The organism is Citrobacter sp. Cy070 (assembly GCF_030332245.1).
GTDB lineage: Bacteria > Pseudomonadota > Gammaproteobacteria > Enterobacterales > Enterobacteriaceae > Citrobacter > Citrobacter youngae.
In genome coordinates, this window is record NZ_JAOWIG010000085.1 from 52,417 (window position 1) to 75,333 (window position 22,917).

A 22,917-nucleotide genomic window follows, 5' to 3' on the forward strand; every position below is an offset into this window, starting at 1 on the left:
TCGATGAGTCCTGCCAACAGGATCGTCGTATCATAGACACACTAAAGGCCGTAGAGCCTGAACAACACAGACAGGTACAGGAAGAAAAAACATGGTAGATCAGGTAAAAGTCGACGCCGTTGAAGAGGCTTCGTCTGAACAGTCGCTACGGCGCAATCTCACAAACCGTCATATTCAACTTATTGCCATTGGTGGCGCTATTGGTACCGGCCTGTTTATGGGCTCAGGGAAAACCATCAGCCTCGCCGGGCCGTCGATCATTTTTGTCTATATGATCATCGGTTTTATGCTGTTTTTCGTGATGCGGGCAATGGGAGAATTACTGCTCTCGAATCTCGAATACAAATCCTTTAGTGATTTCGCCTCCGACCTGCTCGGGCCATGGGCCGGGTATTTTACCGGCTGGACCTATTGGTTCTGCTGGGTGGTTACAGGGATGGCAGACGTCGTTGCGATTACGGCGTATGCGCAATTCTGGTTCCCCGGACTGTCAGACTGGGTGGCATCACTGGCGGTGATCATTCTGTTGCTGGCTCTTAACCTCGCCACGGTGAAAATGTTTGGTGAGATGGAGTTCTGGTTTGCGATGATCAAAATCGTCGCCATTGTCGGCCTGATTGTCGTCGGTCTGGTGATGGTACTGACGCACTTCCAGTCGCCAACCGGCGTTCAGGCTTCGTTCACGCATCTGTGGAATGACGGTGGCTGGTTCCCGAAAGGTCTGAGCGGCTTCTTTGCTGGCTTCCAGATAGCAGTTTTCGCGTTTGTTGGTATTGAGCTGGTAGGTACGACGGCTGCAGAAACTAAAGATCCGGAAAAGTCTCTGCCGCGCGCTATTAACTCGATTCCAATCCGTATCATCATGTTCTACGTTTTCGCGCTGATCGTGATTATGTCCGTGACGCCGTGGAGCTCGGTAGTACCAACCAAGAGCCCATTCGTTGAGCTGTTTGTGCTGGTCGGTCTGCCTGCGGCGGCGAGCCTGATTAACTTTGTGGTGCTGACTTCAGCGGCCTCTTCCGCAAACAGCGGCGTGTTCTCTACCAGCCGTATGCTGTTCGGCCTGGCACAGGAAGGCGTTGCGCCTAAAGCGTTTGCCAAGCTGTCTAAACGCGCGGTTCCGGCGAAAGGTTTAACCTTCTCCTGTATCTGTCTGCTGGGTGGCGTGGTGATGCTTTATGTGAACCCGAGCGTGATTGGCGCGTTCACCATGATCACTACCGTGTCGGCAATCCTGTTTATGTTTGTCTGGACCATCATTCTTTGCTCATACCTGGTGTACCGCAAACAGCGTCCACACCTGCATGAGAAATCGATCTACAAGATGCCGTTAGGCAAGCTAATGTGCTGGGTATGTATGGCGTTCTTTGTCTTCGTACTGGTGCTGCTGACTCTGGAAGAAGATACCCGTCAGGCGTTGATGGTGACGCCGCTGTGGTTCATCGCGCTGGGTCTGGGCTGGTTGTTTATCGGTAAGAAACGTATGGCGGGTATGCGTTAAGCGTTGTCATATCGGACACAAAAAAGGCCACATAAGCAGTGGCCGAATTCGGACTTCAGGAAGGCGCTCTCGGGCGCCTTTTTTTATTCACCTGCGAGGGCACGCGGGAACAACACATTGTTTTCCAGGCTGATGTGTTCCATCAGGTCATCGATCATTTCGTTAATGCCGTTATACATGGCTTTCCAGGTGGTGCAGGCTTCTGGCGGCGGCGTCACGTTGTGGGTGATGTGTTTGATCACTTCCACCAGTTCACCCGCATCGTCATGTTCGCTTTCCATCACGCTGATTGGCCCCATCGCCTGGCTACCCATGCCCTGTTTGATCATTGGGAACAGGATTTGCTCTTCTTTCATCATGTGGCTGGACAGCTCTTCATGCAGCATCGTCAGGTTCTTCGCCAGACCACGCGGTACGCTCGGCTTGTCGGCATGAACACGTTCAACTTTCGTGGCCTGCAGGATCAGCTCCGGCAGCTGTTCGCGGTGTCTGTCGTGATAACGCACGATGATATGGTCGATGATTTCTGCCAGTGCCACGGTACGCCAGTCTTTTTCCAGCGGCTGTTCAGCCAACTGGGCGAGCTGCGCCTCGATAGCTTCCACATCCAGCTCTTTACGTGCGGCAGCGCGTGCCAGCGTTTGCTTACCGCCGCAGCAGTAATCCATATCGTATTTACGAAACAGGGCCGAAGCGCGAGGAATAGAGAGCGCCAGTTCACCTAAAGGTTGATCGCGATAAGACATAGCCGTTACCTCATTCTCAATAATATAAGATGTATTTTAAATGCAACTTATTAGGAAGGATATAACCCTTTCGGGTCAGAGGATTTTGTGATGATTGTCACGAAAATTTCTTATCTCGTTAACATGCTGAATCTTATTGAAAAGGGACAAAGCGGCGAAAAAAGCTACGCCACAAGATTAAATAAGCCGACGCAGCTGCCGATAGTTAGACCTCAGACAATACCTGCATAATTAAAAGGCAACAGATGTTCAAACGAATCAAAGTGATAACCTTACTTATCACCGTGTTACTCGCCATGGGCGCGATGCAACTCATTTCCGCAGGCGTATTTATTGGCGCGCTTAAAAACGACAAGGAAAACTTTAACGTTTCTCAACTTTCCAGCCAGAACGTGGCGGAGTTTACCGATGCATGGATTAGCCTGAACCAGGCTCGCGTCACGCTTAACCGGGGCATGCTGCGTTTACAGGGCACGATGGCCAGCGATATTAACGGCGGTCAGTTGAAGGAACTGGTGAACACGGCAAATCGCCTGTTGGCCGAATCGAAAGAGCATTACGATAAATACTACGCTCTACCGGAAACGCCGGGGCTGGATGAGCATCTGGCCGATCGACTGGAAGAACAGTACGGCATCTATTCTGCGACGCTGGCAAAAATGAACGCGCTGCTGGCTGAAGGCAAGCTGGAAGAGATGTTCAAACAGAACGCCGAGCAAAAGCAAACGGCCATGCAGGAAGTTTATCGGGAATGGCGTGCCGCGCAAACCACGCTGGCAAATGAGGGCGTTCGGGATAACGAAAATGACTACCAGAAAATTATCTGGTTGTTATCCGCCATACTGTTGATTGTGTTGACCGTCATTATCGTCAGTTGGATTGCCATGCAGCGTGTCCTGCTGAAACCACTCCACGAGGTGATGGGGCATATTCGGCATATCGCTTCAGGTGATCTGACCCATACTATTACTGCTGATGGCCGTAACGAAATGGCGCTATTGGCCCAGAACGTCCGCGAGATGCAGCAGGCGCTGGCGAACACTGTCAGCGTGGTGCGTGACGGGGCTGACACCATCTATACCGGGGCGGGTGAAATTGCCGCTGGCAGTAACGATCTCTCTTCACGTACCGAGCAGCAGGCTGCTTCTCTGGAAGAAACTGCTGCCAGCATGGAACAACTCACCGCAACCGTGAAACAGAATGCGGATAACGCGCGTCAGGCGACCAGTCTGGCAAAAAATGCCTCGCAGACGGCGCAGAAAGGTGGAGCCGTGGTCGACGGTGTGGTGCGTACGATGGATGAAATCGCCACCAGTTCCAGCAAAATTGCGCAAATTACCACTGTTATCGACGGCATAGCTTTCCAGACCAATATTCTGGCGCTGAACGCGGCGGTAGAAGCGGCGCGCGCGGGCGAACAGGGGCGCGGCTTTGCTGTCGTTGCCGGTGAGGTCCGCACGCTGGCGCAGCGTAGCGCTCAGGCGGCAAAAGAGATTAAGGCGCTGATTGATGACTCGGGGAATCGGGTTAATGCCGGTACAGCGCTGGTGCATGAAGCGGGTGAAACGATGGCGGAAATCGTCAGCGCCGTGACCCGCGTGACCGATATTATGGGCGAGATAGCCTCGGCCTCCGATGAACAGAGTCGGGGTATCGATCAGGTCGGCCAGGCGGTGGCTGAGATGGATCGCGTCACGCAGCAAAACGCCTCGCTGGTGGAGGAGTCCGCTTCCGCCGCCGCCGCGCTCGAAGAGCAGGCCGCGCGGTTGAACCAGACGGTGGCGGTGTTTAAAGTGTCGCGCCGGATGGCGGCGTAAACGCCTTATCCGGCCTACATGAGATCGTATAGTCCTTGTAGGCCTGATAAGCGCAGCGCCATCAGGCATCCCCCGAAACCGGCACTACCGCCGGTTTCTGCGGTTTTGACCGCACCGCAATCACCACGCCTATTATCAGCAGCGCAATACCGCTTACCGTCAGCAGCGGCGGAAATTCCTTGCGCAGAATAAAGGTGTACAACAGGCCAGCCAGCGTTTCGAAGACAATCAACGGGCCGAGGATCACCGTCGGCAGCTTCTGGCTGGCGACGTTCCAGCACAGTGCGCCAACCCACGAACACAAGACCGCAATGGCTATCATCAGGCCGATAAACACGCCTGGACGCGGACCGAAGGGCAGAGCGAAGTCCGGCGTTTGCCCGTTTAGCCACAGGCAGGCGGCAACATAGCCGAGCAGAGAAACAGGCAGCGTCACCAGTGCCTGGGCCGTCGCCCACATCATCGGGTGCTTATCCGGATTCTCGCGCAGCCAGCGGGCATTATGCAGCGCATACCACGCCCAACACACCACCGAAATCAGCGCCAGTGCGATGCCAGAGCCATACCGCCAGCCGCTAAAATCAGGCAGCCCTTGACTCAGCTCTGAGATATTCACGCACAGCAGGCCTATACCAATCAACACCAGCGCAGGCGACAAACGCCACCATGATAATTTGCCGTCACGCTGGCTGTAGAGCAGGTTAGCGAAGACCGGGATCACCACCGGCAATGTACCAATAATCATCGTGGAGACCGGTGCGCCGGTGCGCTGGATAGCGCTTGCCAGACAAACGTAATAAATCAGATTGCCCATCAGGGTTAACGCCAGAGCGGTTACCCAGTCTTTGCGCGTCAACTGACGCAGTCGTCCGCGACCCAGCCAGGCAATCGGCAATGCGATCAGCCCCAGCGCCAGATAACGCCCCATCGACTGTAACACCGCCGGGTATTCCGGAACGATCAGCGGCCCAACAAAAATTAATCCCCACATCAGCCCGGCCAGCAGGGCATACAACACACCGCTAATCATTTTTGACATCCACATCGCTTAACATAAGGTCGAGTGTAGGCAGGAAAAATGCCGCCGTATTGTATGAGATTGCTGATCAACGCCGGACGACTTGTTTCTGATAACGTACCGGCGTAATGCCGTAGCGATGGGTAAAGGCGCGGGTGAGATGCGACTGGTCGGTGAGGCCGGTTGCGGCGGCGACCTCTGCGGCGGGCATACCGTAGGTAAGAAAACCTTTGGCTCGCCACAGACGGATCGCCATCAGCATCTGGTGCGGCGTGACGTGGAAATGCAATTTGAACTGGCGCTGAAAATGCCAGGGACTCAGCGATGCCACCCGCGCCAGTTCATCGAGCGTGACCGGGTGCATGTAATTATCGTGCAGATACTCGCGCACGCGTTCAAAGCGATGCGCCCCCTCCGGTAATACCGGCGCATGGCGGGCCAGCGGTTGGAACGTGTCGATCAGATCGAGCAATAGTCCTTTTTGCGCCAACGGATCTTCGGTGTTCCACAGACCGTGGATCAACGAGCAGATCTGGCGCGAGCGCAGCGGATCGTGACGGGTAACGTCATGGAACCACCAGTGGCGGATCCCGGTGACCTCTTCCAGAAGATCGGGCTCAAGATAAATCATCCGATAGCGCCAGCCGTCGGCGGTTTCGGCCTCGCCGGTGTGCAGCTCATCAGGATTCATGGTTACGACGGAATGGGCGGGGGCCACGTACTGCGTGCCGCGATAGCGAAAACGCTCGGCTCCGGCTTCTATCGCGCCAATGCCGAACGCTTCATGAGTGTGCGGCTCAAAGGCGTAACGTGAGATGTGCGCATGATACAGCTCTACGCCCGGCACCTGCGCCAGATGGCGAAAGCGGGCGCTGTCTTTCTCATCAATAAACTGCTCAGGTACACCTTGCACGTTTTCTCTCCCCACGCATCATCCTGTCATTATCAGAGAGGATGCGCGGGGATGCCACCACAATTAACTAATTTTTAACACTTACACGATGCCTTTGACGCTGTCAGCCAGCGAGGTGGTCGGGCGACCAATCAGTTTGCTTAGCGTATGGCTGTCGTCGAACAGGCCGCCTTTGGAGGCGCCAGTGTCTGAGTCAGCCAGCATGTCCGCCAGCCCGGCTGGTAGACCAAAGCCCTTCAGTGCGGCGGCAAAGTCAGTTTCGCTCAGGTTCTGATACACCACTTTTTTACCGCTCTGTTTTGCCAGTTCGGCAGCCAACTGGCTCAGGGTCCAGCCTGCGTCGCCCGCCAGCTCATAGGTTTTACCGGCGTGACCGTCTTCACTGATGACGCGCGCGGCGGCAGCGGCATAGTCGGCGCGGGTCGCCGAGGCGATTTTACCTTCACCTGCCGCGCCAATAAAGACGCCGTGTTCCAGCGCGGCCGGGGCGCTGGCGAGATAGTTTTCGGTGTACCAGCCGTTACGCAGCAGCGCGTAGGCGATACCGGATTCAGCCAGCATCTTCTCGGTTGCGATATGCTCATCAGCCAATCCCAGTGGGGAAGAGTCGGCATGTAGCAGGCTGGTGTAGGCGATAAATTTCACGTGGGCAGCTGTAAAGGCGGTTTCATCGCTGTAATCCGCCTGACGAACGGTAATGCCCTGCTGGCTAAGCGCCGTCGCTTTCGCAGGGTTACGCACAATGGCCACAATCTGGCTGGCAGGAACAGTTTTCAGCAGAGTTTCAATAACGTGTTGGCCCAGTTGGCCGGTGGCACCGGTAATCGCGATCATGGGGTGATTCCTTGGTATTGGTCTTGTGTTTAAACACGCTAACACCTAAACTAACTTTTAGTAAGTACGTACAAAAAGGTAAGTATGAAAATGGCCACACCAACGCTTTCTCAGCAGTTACGCGATGGCAACTTGTTCGCCGAGCAGTGCCCCTCCCGCGAGGTGTTAAAACACGTCACCAGCCGCTGGGGGGTGTTGATTCTGGTTGCGCTGCGCGACGGTACGCACCGTTTCAGCGACTTGCGTCGTAAGATGGGCGGCGTCAGTGAAAAGATGCTGGCGCAATCTCTGCAAGCGCTGGAGCAGGACGGGTTTATCAACCGGGTATCGTATCCGGTCGTACCGCCGCATGTGGAGTATAGCCTGACGTCGTTGGGTGAGCAGGTGAGCGATAAAGTCGCCGCACTGGCGGACTGGATAGAACTGAATTTGCCGCAGGTGTTGGCGCAGCGGGAAGAGCGGGCGGCGTAAAGTATTGCCGGATGGCGGCTAACGCCTTATCCGGCACTAAAGTTACTTACTCAAATCCAACTGATAAATGGCGAAACCGATGTCATCGGTCGCGACTTTTTTCAGCGGATATTGCCCTTTCTCTTTGATAAACGCGGCGGCCTTCTCGGTTGGCGATGTTTCAAAGCGAATATCCAGTGGCGTATCGCTGTGAATTGGCGCCAGACGCCAGTTGTTATCTGCCGCCGGATGTATTTCACCGGCACGCTTCGTCTCCGCACCAATCCACGCGGCCAGCACCGAGCGGTTTTCATCCGGAGAAGCAAACGCGATGTGGCTGTCGCCGGTTCCGGCAAACTTACCGCCGTAGGCGCGGTAGTTGTTGGTCGCGACGAGGAAGGTGACATTCGGATCGATTGGTTTGCCGTTAACGGTCAGATTTTTAATACGTTCCGCTTTCGGATTAATGGTCTGACATTCCCCGTCGTAGCGGGCGGGTTGTGAAACATCAATCTGATAATTCACGCCATCAATCACGTCGAAATTATAGGTACGGAAGCCGTCCCAGTTAATCAACGACTGTGGTTTACTGCTGTGGATATCAATCTGATTGAACTGCCCGGCGGAACATTCCAGCCACTCTTTCACCTCTTTACCGCTGGCTTTCACCACCACCAGAGTATTGGGATAGAGATACAAATCGGCGGCGTTACGGAAGGTGAGCTGACCTTTTTCGACTTCGACAAAGCTTGCCGGATCGTTCTTGCGTCCGCCGACCTTAAACGGCGCGGCGGCGGAAAGTACCGGCAGTTTCGCCAGATCCGGATCGCCCTGAATAAAGTGCTCTACATAGGCTTTCTGCGCATTATTCACCACCTGCACAGTCGGATCGTCCTGCACCAGCGCCAGGTAGCTGTACATGTTGTCGGCGGATTTACCGATTGGCTTGCTGACGAACTCGCGCGTGGCATCGTGATCGGCTTTCAGGATCTCAACGATTTTCTTATCTTCAACGGCCAGTGATTTTTTCGCCGCGGCGTCATAGATCGGGCGTGCTTCGGCTTTCGCCTGGGTGACCTGCCATTTCCCGCTGTCGTTATTCAGTACCAGATCGACCACGCCCAGATGATCGCCCCACATGCCAGGCATCACCGCCGGAACGCCGTTCAGGGTACCTTTAGAGATATCTGCGCCTTTGATATTGGCAAAGTCTTTACCCGGGAAGACGGCGTGAGCGTGACCAAACATAATGGCATCCACGCCCGGGACTTCACTGAGGTAGTAAACGGAGTTCTCCGCCATTGTCTGATACGGGTCGGCTGAAAGCCCGGAGTGAGCTACCACCACCACCACATCCGCGCCTTTGGCTCGCATCTCAGGCACGTATTTACGTGCGGTTTCGGTGATGTCGTTCACCGTCACTTTACCGCTGAGGTTGGCTTTATCCCAGGTCATGATCTGCGGCGGCACAAAACCGATATAGCCTATCTTCAGCGTCTGCTGGTTCCCTTGCTGGTCGACAACCTCAGTGTCTTTGATCAGATAAGGCGTAAACAGCGGCTTTTTGGTCTTAACGTCGATGATATTGGCATTAACGTAAGGGAACTTCGCCCCGGCTAGTGCGTTGTGCAGATACTCAAGACCGTAGTTGAATTCATGGTTGCCGAGGTTACCCACCGCGTAATCCAGCGTATTCAGCGCCTTATAGACCGGGTGAGTTTCGCCCGCTTTCAGCCCCTTGGCCGCCATGTAATCCCCGAGCGGACTGCCCTGAATCAAATCGCCGTTATCAACCAGCACGCTGTTTTTGACTTCACCACGCGCAGCGTTGATAAGACTCGCTGTACGCACCAGGCCAAATTTTTCAGTCGCCGTATCTTTGTAATAATCGAAATCCATCATATTGCTATGCAAATCAGTGGTTTCCATTATCCGTAGATCGACGGTCGCGGCATTCACACTGGCTGCAATCAGCGTAGCCAGAAGCGTTGCACTAAACTTAATCATCAGGGGCATCCTTTTAAGATCTAAGCCACAAAAGAAAATGTATATAAATCTTCTTGCTTACAGAACTGTGAATCATGACATGAATATAGCGTTTAAAACCGCAGACGCTATCACAGTTGGCGGATCCCCTGGCGATCGGGTATAAGTAAAACAACGAGTTAACACCACGAAAGAAACGAGGTGGAGAATGTTAGAACATGTATGCCAGCTTGCACGGAACGCGGGCGATGCCATTATGCAGGTCTACGATGGACTCAAACCGATGGAGATTACCAGCAAGCAGGACGATTCTCCGGTCACGGCGGCAGACATCGCAGCGCACACTGTGATCCTCGAGGGATTACTGGCGCTGACGCCGGATATTCCGGTTCTGTCTGAAGAGGCGCCTCCGGGCTGGGATGTTCGTCAACACTGGCAGCGCTACTGGTTGGTCGATCCGCTGGATGGGACCAAAGAGTTCATTAAGCGTAACGGTGAATTTACCGTTAACATTGCGCTTATCGAGAAGGGAAAGCCGGTTCTGGGCGTGGTTTACGCGCCGGTAATGAAAGTGATGTACAGCGCAGCAGAAGGTAAAGCGTGGAAAGAAGAGTGCGGTGTGCGCAAACAAATCCAGGTGCGTGATGCGCGTCCGCCGCTGGTGGTGATTAGCCGCTCCCATGCCGACAATGAGTTAAAAGAGTATCTGCAACAGTTGGGTGAGCACCAGACCACCTCGATTGGTTCCTCGCTGAAGTTCTGCCTGGTGGCGGAAGGGCAGGCGCAACTGTATCCGCGTTTTGGACCCACAAACGTGTGGGACACCGCTGCGGGCCACGCGGTTGCTGCCGCAGCCGGAGCGCACGTTCACGACTGGCAGGGGAAACCTCTGGATTACACCCCACGTGAATCGTTCCTCAACCCCGGCTTCCGCGTCTCTATTTACTGAGCAGTTTGTGCAGCAGGGCAATCACCTGCTGCACCTCATCCTGCGTTAGCGCCCCATCTTTTGCCCACTGTACGCGTCCGTCTTTGTCGAGAACGACGATAGCGGAGCTCTCTTCATCCAGTTGCCAGGCCTTACGCGCAATGCCGTTGCTGTCGACAATAAATTGTGACCACGGGTAGAGCTTCTTATTGCTCTCAAGACTGCTGCGCACAAACATACCGGAGCCGGGAATGGCGTCATCGGTGTTGACGATAGTGGTGGTCTGGTATTTATCATGCGGCAGATTGGCCGCTTTGATGGCTTCAATCAGTGTCGCATTTTTCTCTTTGGCGGAGGTACGTCCGGCGATGTGTTGCACAATGCGGACTTTCCCTGGCAGTTGCGTGCTATTCCAGCTTTTGTAGCTAAACTTATCGTTATCAAGAATCAGTTCGCCGCGATCGGCAATACCCACCGGCGGCACGCGCTGGTTAGTCTCAAACGAATGTGCGGAGGCAATCATCGGCAGCAGCAGGCACGATAGGGCCAGCAGTTTTTGTAAGGTCATGGGTTTTCCTTCTTTCTTTATTTTGCAGGTGATCCGACCACTTGGGCCTGGAATTTAATCATATGTGCGAATGATGCTTTTTCCCGCAAGCGCGATGCCAGTTTGCGGACGGGCGCACAAATCCTGCGAAAAATGAAGGCTTATACTGAAGACAGCGAAGCGTTGAAAAGATAATTCTGAATAATTGTAACCTGAAGGTAAATAAACTTATACACGCTGGAAACATCGTTCAGATAGTCTATAGTCATAAGGCATTAAAATTTGCGCCTGAGGATTGTCGGACCGATTGTGGTACCGCAAAGGCGTAACGCTCAGCAGGAGATACAATGAAAATTTTCCAACGATACAACCCGCTGCAGGTGGCGAAGTACGTGAAGATCCTGTTTCGTGGACGGTTATATATCAAGGACGTAGGCGCTTTTGAGTTTGATAAGGGTAAGATTCTTATCCCAAAAGTGAAGGACAAACTGCATTTTTCTGTTATGTCCGAAGTTAACCGTCAGGTCTTGCGTCTGCAAACTGAGATGGCTTGATCAAAGTGCTATGCAGTAGTTAAAAAAACGGCTCCTGATGGGAGCCGTTGATGTTTCTGGCGGGATTACGCTTTGGTCTCTTCTTTTGCATCCGGCAGCTTTGGTACCAGAACGGTAGGTTTGCTGTCCAGGCGCGTCACCAGCAGCTGATCGATCTTGTAGTTATCGATATCCACCACTTCAAATTTGTAGCCAGAATACTTCACCGAGTCGGTGCGTTTCGGGATTTTACGCAGCATGAACATCATGAAACCGCCGATGGTTTCATAGTTGCCGGACTGCGGAAACTCGTCGATATCCAGCACACGCATCACGTCATCAATCGGCGTACCACCATCAACTAACCATGAGTTCTCATCACGCGCCACAATCTGTTCTTCCAGACCCTGGCCGACTAAGTCACCCATCAGTGTCGTCATTACGTCATTAAGCGTAATAATCCCCACCACCAGTGCATACTCGTTCATGATGACGGCAAAGTCTTCACCTGCGGTTTTGAAGCTTTCCAGCGCTTCTGAGAGCGTCAGCGTATCCGGAACAATCAGCGTATTGCGGATCTGTACGCCGCTGTTCAGCGCCATGCTTTGATTTGCCAGTACGCGGTTGAGGAGATCCTTTGAATCAACATAGCCAATGATGTGGTCGATATCTTCGTTACAGACCAGAAACTTGGAATGCGGATGTTCCGCCACTTTGTTCTTCAGGCTCTGTTCATCTTCGTGCAGATCAAACCAGATAACGTTTTCGCGCGAGGTCATTGAAGACGGCACGGTACGGGATTCCAGTTCAAATACGTTTTCGATCAGCTCATGTTCCTGCTTGCGCAGAACCCCTGCCAATGCGCCGGCTTCTACTACGGCGTAAATATCGTCCGAGGTGATGTCGTCTTTGCGCACCATCGGGATCTTAAACAGACGGAAAATGTTATTTGCCAGACCATTAAAGAACCATACCAGCGGGCGGAACACGAGCAGACAGAAGCGCATCGGGTTGATGATACGCAAAGCTACAGCTTCTGGCGCAATCATACCGATGCGTTTCGGGGTTAAATCCGCGAACAGGATGAACAGGCCAGTCACCAGGGAGAACGACAGAATAAAGCTTAACTGTTCGGACAGCTCTGGGGCGAAGTATTTCGAGAACAGACCGTTAAATGCCGGTGAAAACGCCGCGTCACCGACGATACCGCCAAGAATAGCAACCGCATTAAGACCAATTTGCACAACGGTAAAGAACATGCCGGGGTTTTCCTGCATCTTCAAAACACGCTGTGCGTTTACGTTGCCTTCATCGGCAAGCAGTTTAAGTTTGATTTTGCGTGACGCAGCAAGCGAGATCTCGGATATCGAGAAAAACGCACTCACGGCGATCAGGCAGAGAATGACTAAAATACTGTTTAACATATCTTATCCGACCGTTAAGGCCAGATCCTCGGAAGGGATAAATTGATAAATCTGTGTGAAATACACATTGAAAACCGGTCCGAAGGGAGTGGACCGGCAATTTCAGGAGCTAGTATAGCGTAAGGTACTGTAAAGCCGCCAGAGGGCGGCGATTATCCTTGCGGCGGCAGGCAAACGCCTATGCCGCCAATGCCACAGTATCCATAAGGGTTTTTATGCAGATACTGCTGGTGATCGTCCTCGGCGTAGTAGAACGGAGTCGCCGTGCTGATTTCCGTCGTAATCTCGCGTTCATCGCCTGCGGCGGTCATTGCTGCCTGAAAACGCTCAAGGCTGGCCTGTGCGGCGGCGGTTTGTTCCGGCGTTAACGGGTAAATGGCGGAGCGATACTGCGTACCCTGGTCGTTCCCCTGACGCATGCCCTGCGCCGGATCGTGATTTTCCCAGAACACCTGCAGCAGTTGTTCGTAGCTGATAACATGCGGGTCATAGACGACGCGTACCGCTTCGGCGTGTCCGGTATCGCCGGAACAGACTTCCCGATAGGTTGGGTTAGGGGTATAGCCACCGGTGTAGCCGGCTGCGGTGCTATATACGCCGGGTAATGACCAGAATAAACGTTCAACGCCCCAGAAGCATCCCATGGCGAAATAAGCTATCTCCATACCGTCGGGCACGTTGGTCATCGAATGTTGATTAACCGCATGCAGCGTTGCCACTGGCATCGGGGTGTTGCGTCCAGGTAGGGCATCTGCTTGAGTAACGAGATGCTTTCTATCAAATAAACTCATGGCCGTTCTCCCGAAATCAGTCATTTGGGTTAAGGTTGTAACGAGACGCGTCTTTGCCCAAAATAAACAGCGTGAATGCGTCTAGAGTTAAACATAAGAAATATTTGGGTTGTCGTCTGTTTTTCAACTCTTATTGTTGATTTTTTGTTAAGCCGAGGAACGGCATAGTATTTTTTTCCAGGGGTGGAAAAAAGGATATTCAGGAGAAAATGTGCCACATATCCGTCAGTTATGTTGGGTGGGATTACTGTGCTTAAGTGGCTCCGCCGCTGCTGCGAATGTTCGCTTACAGGTCGAAGGATTATCAGGGCCGCTGGAGAAAAACGTCCGTGCGCAGCTGTCCACGATTCAAAGTGATGAAGTCACACCAGACCGACGCTTTCGTGCGCGCGTTGATGATGCTATCCGCGAAGGGCTAAAAGCGCTGGGCTACTTTGAGCCGACCATTGATTTTGAACTGCGTCCGCCGCCGGCGAAAGGACGCCAGGTGCTGATTGCCAAAGTGACCCCCGGTGAGCCGGTGCTGATTGGCGGCACAGAAGTGATTCTGCGCGGTGGCGCACGTACGGATAAAGATTATCTGGATCTGTTGAAAACGCGCCCGGCAATCGGCACCGTGCTGAATCAGGGGGACTATGACAACTTCAAAAAGTCACTCACCAGCGTGGCGCTGCGCAAAGGTTATTTCGACAGTGAATTTAATAAAAGCCAGCTTGGAATAGCGCTTGAGCGCCGCCAGGCGTTCTGGGATATCGATTACAACAGCGGCGAACGCTATCGCTTTGGGCATGTCACCTTTGAAGGCTCGCAAATTCGCGATGAGTATCTGCAAAATCTGGTGCCCTTTAAAGAAGGTGAAGAGTACGAGTCGAAAGATTTGGGTGAACTGAACCGTCGTCTGTCGGCGACCGGATGGTTTAACTCCGTGGTCGTCGCGCCGGAGTTTGATAAAGCCCGCAAAACCAAAGTGCTGCCGCTGAAAGGCGTGGTTTCGCCGCGCACCGAAAACACCATCGAAACCGGGGTCGGCTATTCAACTGACGTCGGGCCACGGGTGAAAACCTCGTGGAAAAAGCCGTGGATGAACTCCTACGGCCATAGCCTGACGACCAGCGCCAGTATCTCGGCGCCAGAGCAGGTTCTTGATTTCAGCTATAAAATGCCGCTGTTAAAGAACCCTCTGGAACAGTATTACCTGGTACAGGGCGGCTTTAAGCGAACCGATTTAAACGACACCGAGCAGGACTCCACAACGCTTGCGGTTTCCCGCTACTGGGACCTCTCCAGCGGCTGGCAGCGTGCAATCAACCTGCGCTGGAGCCTCGACCACTTTACCCAGGGTAACGTTACCAATACCACCATGCTGCTTTATCCGGGGGTGATGATTAGCCGGACGCGCTCGCGCGGCGGCCTGATGCCCGTCTGGGGCGACTCCCAACGTTATTCCATCGATTACTCCAACACAGCCTGGGGCTCAGACGTTGATTTCTCCGTTTTCCAGGCGCAGAACGTCTGGATCCGTACACTGTACGACAAGCACCGTTTTGTGATGCGCGGTAACCTCGGCTGGATTGAAACCGGTGACTTCGACAAAGTCCCGCCAGATCTGCGTTTCTTCGCCGGGGGCGACCGTAGTATCCGCGGCTACAAATACAAATCTATTTCACCCGAAGGCAGCGACGGCAAGCTGAAAGGGGCCTCGAAGCTGGCGACGGGCTCGCTGGAATACCAGTACAACGTGACCGGGAAATGGTGGGGCGCGATGTTTGTCGATAGCGGTGAAGCGGTCAGCGATATTCGCAAAAGCGATTTCAAAACCGGTGCCGGGGTCGGCGTTCGCTGGCAATCGCCGGTAGGACCTATCAAGCTCGACTTTGCCGTCCCCGTCGGCGACAAAGATGAACATGGTTTACAGTTTTACATCGGTCTGGGGCCTGAATTATGAGTTTATGGAAGAAGATAAGCCTCGGGGTACTGGTTGTTATCCTGCTGTTGTTAGGTACCGTCGCGTTCCTGGTGGGGACAACCTCCGGTCTGCATCTGGTCTTCAAGGCAGCTAATCGCTGGGTGCCTGGGCTGGAGATCGGTCAGGTCACCGGCGGCTGGCGGGATTTATCACTGAAAAATATTCGTTATGACCAGCCCGGCGTGGCGGTGAATGCTGGCGAAGTACATCTGGCCGTGGGGCTTAATTGCCTGTGGAACAGCAGTCTGTGCGTCAACGATCTGTCGCTGAAAAATATCAACGTAGCGATCGACAGCAAAAAAATGCCACCATCAGCGCCGGTGGAGGAAGAAGAGAGCGGTCCGCTTAACCTTTCCACGCCTTACCCCATCACGCTTTCACACGTGGCGCTTAACAACATCAATATCAAAATTGATGACACCACGGTTTCCGTGCTGGATTTTACCTCTGGCCTGAACTGGCAGGAAAAAACGCTGACCCTGAAGCCAACGTCATTGCAGGGGTTGCTGATTGCCCTGCCTAAAGTGGCGGAAGTGGCACAGGAAGAGGTCGTTGAACCAAAAATTCAAAACCCGCAGCCGGATGAAAAACCGCTCGGCGAAACGCTAAAAGATCTGTTCTCAAAGCCGGTGCTGCCGGAAATGGCCGATGTGCATCTGCCGCTCAATCTCAATATTGAAGAATTTCGCGGCGAGCAGCTGCGCGTGACCGGGGATACGGATCTCACGGTACATAACCTGCTGCTGAAAGTGAGCAGCATTGACGGCAACATGAAGCTGGACGCGCTGGATATCGACTCGAATCAGGGGGCGGTAAAAGCCAGCGGCACGGCGCAGCTCACCGACACATGGCCGGTCGATATTACGTTAAACAGCACGCTGAACATCGACCCGTTAAAAGGCGAAAAGGTGAAGCTGAAGGTCGGCGGCGCGCTGCGTGACCAACTGGAAGTCGGCATAAACCTGTCCGGTCCGGTGGATATGGATCTGCGGGCGCAAACGCGTCTGGCGGAAGCCGGGTTGCCGCTCAATCTGGAAGTGGTGAGTAAGCAGATTTACTGGCCGTTTACCGGCGACAAACAGTTTCAGGCCGATGACATCAAGCTCAAGCTGACCGGCAAGATGACCGACTACACGTTGTCGATGCGTACCGCCGTGAAGGGACAGGATATTCCTCCAGCTACCATCACGCTGGACGCTAAAGGCAACGAACAGCAGATCAATCTCGACAAACTCAGCATTGCGGCGCTGGAAGGAAAAACCGAGCTGAAAGCGCTGGTGGATTGGCAGCAGGCGATCAGCTGGCGCGGAGAGTTGACGCTGGATGGCATCAATACGGCAAAAGAGATCCCGGACTGGCCGTCAAAACTGAATGGTCTGGTGAAAACCCGCGGCAGTCTGTATGGCGGAAGCTGGCAGATGGAGGTTCCGGAGCTGAAGCTGACTGGGAATGTAAAACAGAATAAGGTCAATGTGAACGGTTCGCTGAAGGGTAACAGTTACCTGCAATGGATCATTCCGGGCCTGCATCTGGAGCTGGGACGCAACAGCGCGGATGTGAAAGGGGAACTGGGGGTTAAAGATCTCAATCTGGATGCGACGATTGATGCCCCAAGCCTGGATAACGCGCTGCCGGGGCTGGGCGGTACGGCGAAAGGGCTGGTAAAAGTTCGCGGTACGGTTGAAGCACCACAGCTGCTGGCGGATATCACCGCCCGTGGTCTGCGCTGGCAGGAACTTTCCGTCGCTCAGGTACGCGTCGAAGGCGACGTGAAATCGGCCGAGCAAATCGCCGGTAATCTCAATGTTCGCGTAGAGCGGATTGTACAACCTGACGTGAATATCGGCCTCGTGACGCTCAACGCGAAAGGCAGTGAAAAGCAACATGAATTACAGCTACGCATTCAGGGGGAGCCGGTTTCCGGACAGCTTGATCTGGCGGGTAGCTTTGATCGCAAAGAACAGCGCTGGAAAGGGACGCTGAGCAATACGCGCTTCCAGACGCCGGTTGGTCCGTGGTCGCTTAACCGCGCGATTGCGCTTGATTACCGTAATCAGGAACAGAAAATCAGCATTGGGCCACACTGCTGGAATAACCCGAATGCGGAACTGTGCGTGCCACAGACGATTGATGCGGGCGCGGAAGGGCGCGCGGTGGTGAATCTGAACCGTTTCGATCTGGCAATGCTGAAACCGTTTATGCCGGAGACAACCCAGGCCAGCGGCGTGTTCACCGGTAAAGCCGATGTGAGCTGGGACACCACCAAAGAGGGGCTGCCGCAGGGACAGGTCACGCTAAGTGGGCGTAACGTGAAGGTCACCCAGAGCGTAAACGATGCCGCGTTACCGGTGGCGTTTGAGACGCTGAATCTGACCGCTGACCTGCACAACAACCGTGCTGAACTGGGCTGGCTGATTCGCCTGACCAACAACGGGCAGTTCGACGGCCAGGTGCAGGTAACCGATCCGCAGGGGCGACGTAATCTTGGCGGTAATGTGAATATCCGCAACTTCAATCTGGCGATGGTGAACCCTATCTTCTCCAGAGGTGAAAAAGCCGCGGGAATGATCAACGCCAACCTGCGTCTGGGCGGCGATGTGCAAAGCCCACAACTGCTTGGACAACTGCAACTGAGCGGTCTGGATATCGACGGCAACTTTATGCCGTTTGACATGCAGCCCAGCCAGTTAGCCGTTAACTTCACCGGAACGCGTTCGACGTTAGCGGGCGTGGTGCGTACGCAGCAGGGGCAGATTAACCTGAGCGGCGATGCCGACTGGAGTCAGATAGACAACTGGCGGGCGCGGGTCGCGGCTAAAGGCAGTAGGGTTCGTATTACCGTGCCACCGATGGTTCGTCTGGATGTCTCTCCGGACGTGGTCTTTGAAGCCACGCCGAGTCTGTTTACCCTGGATGGCAACGTGGATGTGCCGTGGGCGCGTATTGTGGTGCACGACCTGCCGGAAAGTGCGGTAGGGGTGTCCAGCGACATGGTCATGCTCAACGACAACCTGCAGCCAGAGAAGCCGCAAAGCGCCGGTATTCCGATCAACAGCAACCTGAACATTCATGTAGGCAACAACGTACGTATTGATGCTTTTGGTCTGAAAGCACGTCTGACGGGCGATCTGAAAGTTGCGCAGGATAAGCAGGGGCTGGGGCTGAACGGACAAATTAATATCCCGAGCGGTCGCTTCCATGCCTATGGTCAGGATCTGATTGTGCGTAAGGGCGAGCTGTTGTTCTCCGGCCCGCCGGATCAGCCGTTGCTTAACATCGAAGCGATTCGTAACCCGGATGCCACCGAAGACGATGTGATCGCCGGCGTTCGCGTCACCGGCACTGCTGATGAACCGAAAGCGGAGATCTTCTCTGACCCGGCAATGTCGCAGCAAATGGCGCTTTCCTACCTGCTGCGCGGACAAGGGCTGGACAGCGAGCAGAGCGACAGCGCGGCGATGACCTCAATGCTTATTGGCCTGGGGGTTGCACAAAGTGGTCAGGTTGTGGGTAAAATCGGGGAGACATTTGGCGTAAGCAATCTGGCACTGGACACGCAAGGGGTGGGTGACTCCTCTCAGGTGGTTGTCAGCGGATACGTACTGCCAGGTCTGCAGGTGAAATATGGTGTGGGTATATTTGACTCCTTAGCGACACTCACGCTACGTTATCGTCTGATGCCTAAGCTATATCTGGAAGCCGTGTCTGGCGTAGATCAGGCACTTGATTTGCTCTATCAGTTCGAGTTTTAGCAATGCGAATATTTGTCTACGGCAGTTTACGAACCAAACAAGGCAACAGCCACTGGATGACCAATGCCCTGTTGCTGGGAAATTTCAGTATCGACAACTACCAGTTGTACAGCCTGGGCCACTATCCAGGCGCAGTTCCGGGGAACGGAACGGTACACGGGGAAGTTTATCGTATTGACAACGCCACGCTGGCAGAGCTTGACGCTCTGCGTACGCGAGGTGGCGAATATGCACGCCAGTTAATTCAGACGCCGTACGGAAGTGCATGGATGTACGTGTACCAACGTTCAGTCGAGGGATTAACGCTGATTGAAAGCGGTAACTGGTTAGACCGAGACCAGTACTGATATATCGCCTACGAGAATAAACAACGCCGCCTTCGGGTGGCGTTGTTTATTTAAGGCTTAAAACTCTACGCGCGCGCCGAGATTATAGCGACGGCCTTCCACCTGCGCGGATTCATTCCACGCGGTAGTCAGCTTCGGATCCTCATCCAGCACGTTGTAGACCCCTGCCATCAACTGCGTGTGCTTATTGAGCTGATAACGTACGCCCACATCAACCATTGTGTAGTCATCGTACTTGTAGTTATTACCACTGTTGCGGTTACTGCTGCGATAGTTCACCGTACTCCACACGTCGAGACTCTGTGTCGCCGCCCAGGTCAGCGACAGATTCGCCATATGACGCGGATAATCGTTGAGCGCGTAGCCTTTGTTTATGCCGCTTTTCTGTTCGCTGTGGTTCCAGGTGTAGTTAGCGTTGGCTTTGAGGTCGGCGCTAATTTGCCAGTCGGCATTCAGCTCAATGCCGTATACGTCTGCCTCACTGACGTTAAAGTATTTACTGACGGAATCTGCTTTGTAGCCATTCACCGAGCACTGGTTTGTCGCCGTGGTTTCACAAATGGTTTGTTCAGCGATTTTGTCTTTGAACTGGGTATAGAAGACCGTGCTATCCAGAGCCAGCGCATCGCCCGTCCAGTAGAGTCCCAGTTCAGAGTTAACGCTTTTCTCTGGTTTCAGGTCGTCATTACCTACCGTCAGGAAGGGATAAGGCACGGTTGAGCCGTAAGGGGTGACGAAGTTGCTGGAGGTCGCGCGTAGCTCCGGTTTTTTATATCCTGCCGAAATACCGCCCTTTAGCGCCCAGGCATCGCTGAAGGCCCAGTTGCCGTACATTTTTGGCGTAATATGTGTACCAAAGTTATCGTCCTGATCTATACGCGCCGAAGTGGTCAGGATGAAATCGTCAACACTCCAGCCATCTTCAGCAAACAGCGCCCAGCCGTTGCGGCTGATTTTGGTTACCGGCTCTGAGCCGGGCAGCGTTTTGTTAGCCACATCAAAGCGGTCATTTAACTCTTCGCGGGTAAAATTCGCCCCGATGGTCAGTTTATGGTTGTCGAGTGTAAACGTGGTTTGCGAATTAGCGACATAGTTTTCCATCTGCACATACTGCGGGGACTGACCGTCATAAACGTATTTTGAGCGGCCCTTTTCGTAGTTGATGTAGTTGGTCGTCGCGATGGTGTCATCTGCATACCAGCCGGTATGTGTCAGGGTGGCGGCGTTACGATCAAACAACCATGACCATGGCGCGCCGCGTTTCTGAGTGCGATTTTTCTCCTGCTCGCCGGTGACCACGTTGAGGTCGAACAGGTTGTTTTCGCTGGCGGCCAGGCCCAAAGTCATATCAATGGATTTACGGTTGTGCTTACCAAAATAGTCATTGCGATCGTCATCGCGACGGTCGAGCCAGTCAGCCGCTACGCTAAGGCCGAGAACATCTGGCACAATCGGCCCCATGGTAAACAGATTCATCTGGCTGGTATTACCCAAATACTGGTGTTCCTGAAGCCAGGTATTGGCGGCAATTGCCGTCGTCCAGTCTTTCGCGCCGTACGGCTTTTTGGTAATCACGTTGACCACACCGCCGATGGCATCTGAGCCGTACAGCGAGGACATTGGCCCGCGGATAACTTCGATACGCTCAATGGCCTCCATTGGCGGTAAGAAGTTGGCTTCAGTACCGATATCATGGCCGTAGGGGCGCGACTCACCGGTATTTTGTTTGACACTGTTGACCATAAAAGCGGTATAGGACGGGTCCATACCGCGGATCATAATGCTGCCCGCATTCATGCCGCTGCTGTTGGTAACCGAGACGCCAGGAAGGTTTTTAATCGCTTCACCAATGCTACGGTCCGGCTGAATATCCAGCGTTTTACGATCGATAACTGAAATGGTGGCCGGCGCTACGCGCTTTTGCTGCGAGAACCCGGATGCGGTGATCACCATTTCATCTTCATTATTGCGTGAGGTTTCGGTGAGTTCTTCTGCCTGAGTGGGGAAAATAACCCCGCCAGAGAATGCAACGATCCCTGTCAGCGTAATAAGTTGACGCGTTTTCATAATATAAGACACCTGAAAAGTAAAAAACAAAAGCATCACCTTGCAGCCCGGAAAAGCTGCAAGGTGTAAGAAGCGTTTTTAATTATTAATATTTAGAGAGATCGATTTTCAGCACGTAATCGGGCTTTACGCCAATCATTTCTTCCGGCTGTTTTACGCTGACATACAAGGTGTTAGCGTCCTGGGAAAGTGCAAGGCTGTTAGGTAACGCAGTGGTTTCAATGCTTTGTTTTACCTGATAAGTCTTGCTGTCCACAATGCTGATGCGCTTTGCATTGCGGTGGGTGATATACACTTCCTGGCGTTTTTCGTTATATATAACTGCCAAAGAGTTAATGACCTTAATTGGCGCAATAACTTTGCCAGTATTAATATCGACAACCAAAACATCTGCTAAATCCGGATCGGTCAGGAACGCGCGGTTATTTTTTGCATCCAGCGCAATATTCAGGAAGAAATGTTTTTTAGCGGGTTCAATGGAAAAGCGGCTAATGATTTTGTGGCTGCTGGTGTCCAGCGTAATCAGCTCGTTTCTGCCATTCACTACATACAGGCGGTTCTTATTTGCATCCACCGCCATACCGGTCGGATACTGACCCATATTTTCAATGGTGGCGATTTTTTCGCGCTTTTGCGTATCCACCACCCAGACAATGCCTTTTTCAGCCACGCCGGAAACGTACAAACGGTGATGCTGCTTATCGAGCACCATTTCACGCGTATGGACGATTTCCTTTGGATTTTTGGTCTCGCTCAGTTGCAGTATCGCCAACTCTTTACCGCTGCGGGTATCAATTAGCGTTACCGAACCTTCCAGCGTGTTGCCCACATATAGCACCTGATTTTCTTCGTCCAGCGCGGTGGCAAAGGCACGACGGCTGGTGTCGATGACTTCGGTGGTTGTGAGTTTTTCCAGATCGAGTTTGTAGATAAGCCCGCGGGTTTTGTCTTTATCAAATGACGGAGACGAGGCGGCAAAGAGCGTGTTCTGCTGACTATCAACCGCCAGTTCATACACGCCGTTCCCGACGTCGTGGGTCAGAAAATCTTTCTCAGGTAGCGTCTGCGCCACGCTGGGCAGGCTGGTAAATAACAGTGCTGTGGCGAGCGCCACACAAGAATAGCGTTTCAGGGACTTCACAGTGTGGAGATTCATTGACTTTTATTCACATTTATTTACATGGTGCGAATGATAATGAGATCTAATCTCATTCGCAATTAAGATAAATGAAATGTGACTACCCAATCTGGTAGGTCAAAAAGAAACCAGCGGGATACCGGGAAAATAAAGGGAGGA

The 22,917-nt window shown here is 53.3% G+C and carries 18 protein-coding genes; 8 read left to right on the forward strand and 10 right to left on the reverse strand.

Going from position 1 to position 22,917, the window contains the following annotated elements:
- Positions 1-91: 91 nt before the first annotated feature.
- Complete coding sequence (gene cycA, locus OGY19_RS17390) at positions 92-1,501, forward strand: D-serine/D-alanine/glycine transporter (protein ID WP_048212871.1); 1,410 nt, start codon at positions 92-94, stop codon at positions 1,499-1,501.
- 83 nt (positions 1,502-1,584) lie between these two features.
- Here the strand turns inward: cycA and ytfE are convergent, their stop codons facing one another.
- Positions 1,585-2,247, reverse strand: a complete 663-nt coding sequence (gene ytfE / locus OGY19_RS17395; protein ID WP_115601094.1) for an iron-sulfur cluster repair protein YtfE — start codon at positions 2,245-2,247, stop codon at positions 1,585-1,587.
- Between the two features lie 245 nt (positions 2,248-2,492).
- Here ytfE and OGY19_RS17400 point away from each other — a divergent pair, with 245 nt between their 5' ends.
- Positions 2,493-4,064: a methyl-accepting chemotaxis protein gene (locus OGY19_RS17400; protein WP_115601093.1), complete on the forward strand. Its 1,572-nt coding sequence runs from the start codon at positions 2,493-2,495 to the stop codon at positions 4,062-4,064.
- A 61-nt stretch (positions 4,065-4,125) separates the two neighbouring features.
- On the opposite strand, the gene OGY19_RS17405 is transcribed toward OGY19_RS17400, so the two are convergent.
- From OGY19_RS17405 to OGY19_RS17415, 3 genes are all read right to left on the reverse strand, one after another.
- The gene (locus OGY19_RS17405; protein ID WP_115601092.1) at positions 4,126-5,094 is read right to left on the reverse strand and encodes a DMT family transporter; all 969 of its coding nucleotides are present in this window, start codon (positions 5,092-5,094) and stop codon (positions 4,126-4,128) included.
- Positions 5,095-5,170: 76 nt separating this feature from the next.
- Positions 5,171-5,995 carry an AraC family transcriptional regulator gene (locus OGY19_RS17410; protein ID WP_048213486.1) on the reverse strand — a complete coding sequence of 275 codons (825 nt, stop codon included), beginning with the start codon at positions 5,993-5,995 and terminating at the stop codon, positions 5,171-5,173.
- An 81-nt stretch (positions 5,996-6,076) separates the two neighbouring features.
- Positions 6,077-6,829: an SDR family oxidoreductase gene (locus tag OGY19_RS17415; RefSeq protein WP_286596893.1), complete on the reverse strand. Its 753-nt coding sequence runs from the start codon at positions 6,827-6,829 to the stop codon at positions 6,077-6,079.
- 90 nt (positions 6,830-6,919) lie between these two features.
- Between OGY19_RS17415 and OGY19_RS17420 the strand changes: the two genes are divergently transcribed.
- The gene (locus tag OGY19_RS17420) at positions 6,920-7,300 is read left to right on the forward strand and encodes a winged helix-turn-helix transcriptional regulator (protein ID WP_005134463.1); all 381 of its coding nucleotides are present in this window, start codon (positions 6,920-6,922) and stop codon (positions 7,298-7,300) included.
- 42 nt (positions 7,301-7,342) lie between these two features.
- Here the strand turns inward: OGY19_RS17420 and cpdB are convergent, their stop codons facing one another.
- Complete coding sequence (gene cpdB / locus OGY19_RS17425) at positions 7,343-9,286, reverse strand: 2',3'-cyclic-nucleotide 2'-phosphodiesterase (RefSeq protein WP_286596894.1); 1,944 nt, start codon at positions 9,284-9,286, stop codon at positions 7,343-7,345.
- Positions 9,287-9,473: 187 nt separating this feature from the next.
- Between cpdB and cysQ the strand changes: the two genes are divergently transcribed.
- Positions 9,474-10,214: a 3'(2'),5'-bisphosphate nucleotidase CysQ gene (gene cysQ / locus OGY19_RS17430; RefSeq protein WP_115601090.1), complete on the forward strand. Its 741-nt coding sequence runs from the start codon at positions 9,474-9,476 to the stop codon at positions 10,212-10,214.
- Here cysQ and OGY19_RS17435 read toward each other — a convergent pair.
- On the reverse strand, positions 10,204-10,761 hold the full coding sequence (locus OGY19_RS17435; RefSeq protein WP_286596895.1) for a YtfJ family protein: 558 nt from the start codon (positions 10,759-10,761) through the stop codon (positions 10,204-10,206). The two genes, cysQ and OGY19_RS17435, sit on opposite strands and share 11 nt — an antisense overlap.
- 326 nt (positions 10,762-11,087) lie before the next feature.
- On the opposite strand from OGY19_RS17435, the gene OGY19_RS17440 reads away from it, so the two are divergent.
- Positions 11,088-11,294, forward strand: coding sequence for a DUF1107 domain-containing protein (locus OGY19_RS17440; RefSeq protein ID WP_003025710.1), 207 nt, complete (start codon positions 11,088-11,090; stop codon positions 11,292-11,294).
- A gap of 65 nt (positions 11,295-11,359) precedes the next feature.
- Here OGY19_RS17440 and paeA read toward each other — a convergent pair whose 3' ends face one another.
- On the reverse strand, positions 11,360-12,697 hold the full coding sequence (paeA, locus tag OGY19_RS17445; protein ID WP_061067115.1) for a polyamine export protein PaeA: 1,338 nt from the start codon (positions 12,695-12,697) through the stop codon (positions 11,360-11,362).
- Between the two features lie 152 nt (positions 12,698-12,849).
- Positions 12,850-13,488 (reverse strand): peptide-methionine (S)-S-oxide reductase MsrA, encoded by a 639-nt coding sequence (gene msrA, locus OGY19_RS17450; RefSeq protein ID WP_061067116.1) that lies wholly within the window; start codon positions 13,486-13,488, stop codon positions 12,850-12,852.
- 211 nt (positions 13,489-13,699) lie between these two features.
- Between msrA and tamA the strand changes: the two genes are divergently transcribed.
- The 3 genes from tamA to OGY19_RS17465 are packed head-to-tail and all read left to right on the forward strand — an operon-like array spanning position 13,700 to position 19,553.
- A complete protein-coding gene (gene tamA, locus OGY19_RS17455) occupies positions 13,700-15,433 on the forward strand; it encodes an autotransporter assembly complex protein TamA (RefSeq protein ID WP_038636617.1) in 1,734 nt (577 codons plus the stop codon).
- Positions 15,430-19,206 (forward strand): autotransporter assembly complex protein TamB, encoded by a 3,777-nt coding sequence (tamB, locus tag OGY19_RS17460; RefSeq protein ID WP_115601089.1) that lies wholly within the window; start codon positions 15,430-15,432, stop codon positions 19,204-19,206. Before tamA ends, tamB begins: the two co-directional genes overlap by 4 nt.
- Before the next feature lie 2 nt (positions 19,207-19,208).
- On the forward strand, positions 19,209-19,553 hold the full coding sequence (locus OGY19_RS17465) for a gamma-glutamylcyclotransferase family protein (protein ID WP_048212859.1): 345 nt from the start codon (positions 19,209-19,211) through the stop codon (positions 19,551-19,553).
- A gap of 57 nt (positions 19,554-19,610) precedes the next feature.
- On the opposite strand, the gene OGY19_RS17470 is transcribed toward OGY19_RS17465, so the two are convergent.
- Together OGY19_RS17470 and yncE are read right to left on the reverse strand one after the other, a co-directional pair.
- Positions 19,611-21,620, reverse strand: a complete 2,010-nt coding sequence (locus tag OGY19_RS17470; protein ID WP_115602363.1) for a TonB-dependent receptor domain-containing protein — start codon at positions 21,618-21,620, stop codon at positions 19,611-19,613.
- A gap of 85 nt (positions 21,621-21,705) precedes the next feature.
- Positions 21,706-22,776 carry a 7-bladed beta-propeller protein YncE gene (yncE, locus tag OGY19_RS17475; protein WP_115601088.1) on the reverse strand — a complete coding sequence of 357 codons (1,071 nt, stop codon included), beginning with the start codon at positions 22,774-22,776 and terminating at the stop codon, positions 21,706-21,708.
- Positions 22,777-22,917: the final 141 nt, after the last annotated feature.

Excerpts from the sequence above, each read along its gene's own strand:
- OGY19_RS17415 (WP_286596893.1), bottom strand. The coding sequence starts at position 6,829 with ATGATCGCGATTACCGGTGCCACCGGCCAACTGGGCCAACACGTTATT.
- tamB (WP_115601089.1), top strand. The coding sequence starts at position 15,430 with ATGAGTTTATGGAAGAAGATAAGCCTCGGGGTACTGGTTGTTATCCTG.
- OGY19_RS17400 (WP_115601093.1), top strand. The coding sequence starts at position 2,493 with ATGTTCAAACGAATCAAAGTGATAACCTTACTTATCACCGTGTTACTC.
- cycA (WP_048212871.1), top strand. The coding sequence starts at position 92 with ATGGTAGATCAGGTAAAAGTCGACGCCGTTGAAGAGGCTTCGTCTGAA.
- OGY19_RS17470 (WP_115602363.1), bottom strand. The coding sequence starts at position 21,620 with ATGAAAACGCGTCAACTTATTACGCTGACAGGGATCGTTGCATTCTCT.
- yncE (WP_115601088.1), bottom strand. The coding sequence starts at position 22,776 with ATGAATCTCCACACTGTGAAGTCCCTGAAACGCTATTCTTGTGTGGCG.
- cysQ (WP_115601090.1), top strand. The coding sequence starts at position 9,474 with ATGTTAGAACATGTATGCCAGCTTGCACGGAACGCGGGCGATGCCATT.
- OGY19_RS17405 (WP_115601092.1), bottom strand. The coding sequence starts at position 5,094 with ATGATTAGCGGTGTGTTGTATGCCCTGCTGGCCGGGCTGATGTGGGGA.
- OGY19_RS17435 (WP_286596895.1), bottom strand. The coding sequence starts at position 10,761 with ATGACCTTACAAAAACTGCTGGCCCTATCGTGCCTGCTGCTGCCGATG.
- OGY19_RS17465 (WP_048212859.1), top strand. The coding sequence starts at position 19,209 with ATGCGAATATTTGTCTACGGCAGTTTACGAACCAAACAAGGCAACAGC.
- msrA (WP_061067116.1), bottom strand. The coding sequence starts at position 13,488 with ATGAGTTTATTTGATAGAAAGCATCTCGTTACTCAAGCAGATGCCCTA.
- OGY19_RS17420 (WP_005134463.1), top strand. The coding sequence starts at position 6,920 with ATGGCCACACCAACGCTTTCTCAGCAGTTACGCGATGGCAACTTGTTC.
- cpdB (WP_286596894.1), bottom strand. The coding sequence starts at position 9,286 with ATGATTAAGTTTAGTGCAACGCTTCTGGCTACGCTGATTGCAGCCAGT.
- ytfE (WP_115601094.1), bottom strand. The coding sequence starts at position 2,247 with ATGTCTTATCGCGATCAACCTTTAGGTGAACTGGCGCTCTCTATTCCT.
- paeA (WP_061067115.1), bottom strand. The coding sequence starts at position 12,697 with ATGTTAAACAGTATTTTAGTCATTCTCTGCCTGATCGCCGTGAGTGCG.
- OGY19_RS17440 (WP_003025710.1), top strand. The coding sequence starts at position 11,088 with ATGAAAATTTTCCAACGATACAACCCGCTGCAGGTGGCGAAGTACGTG.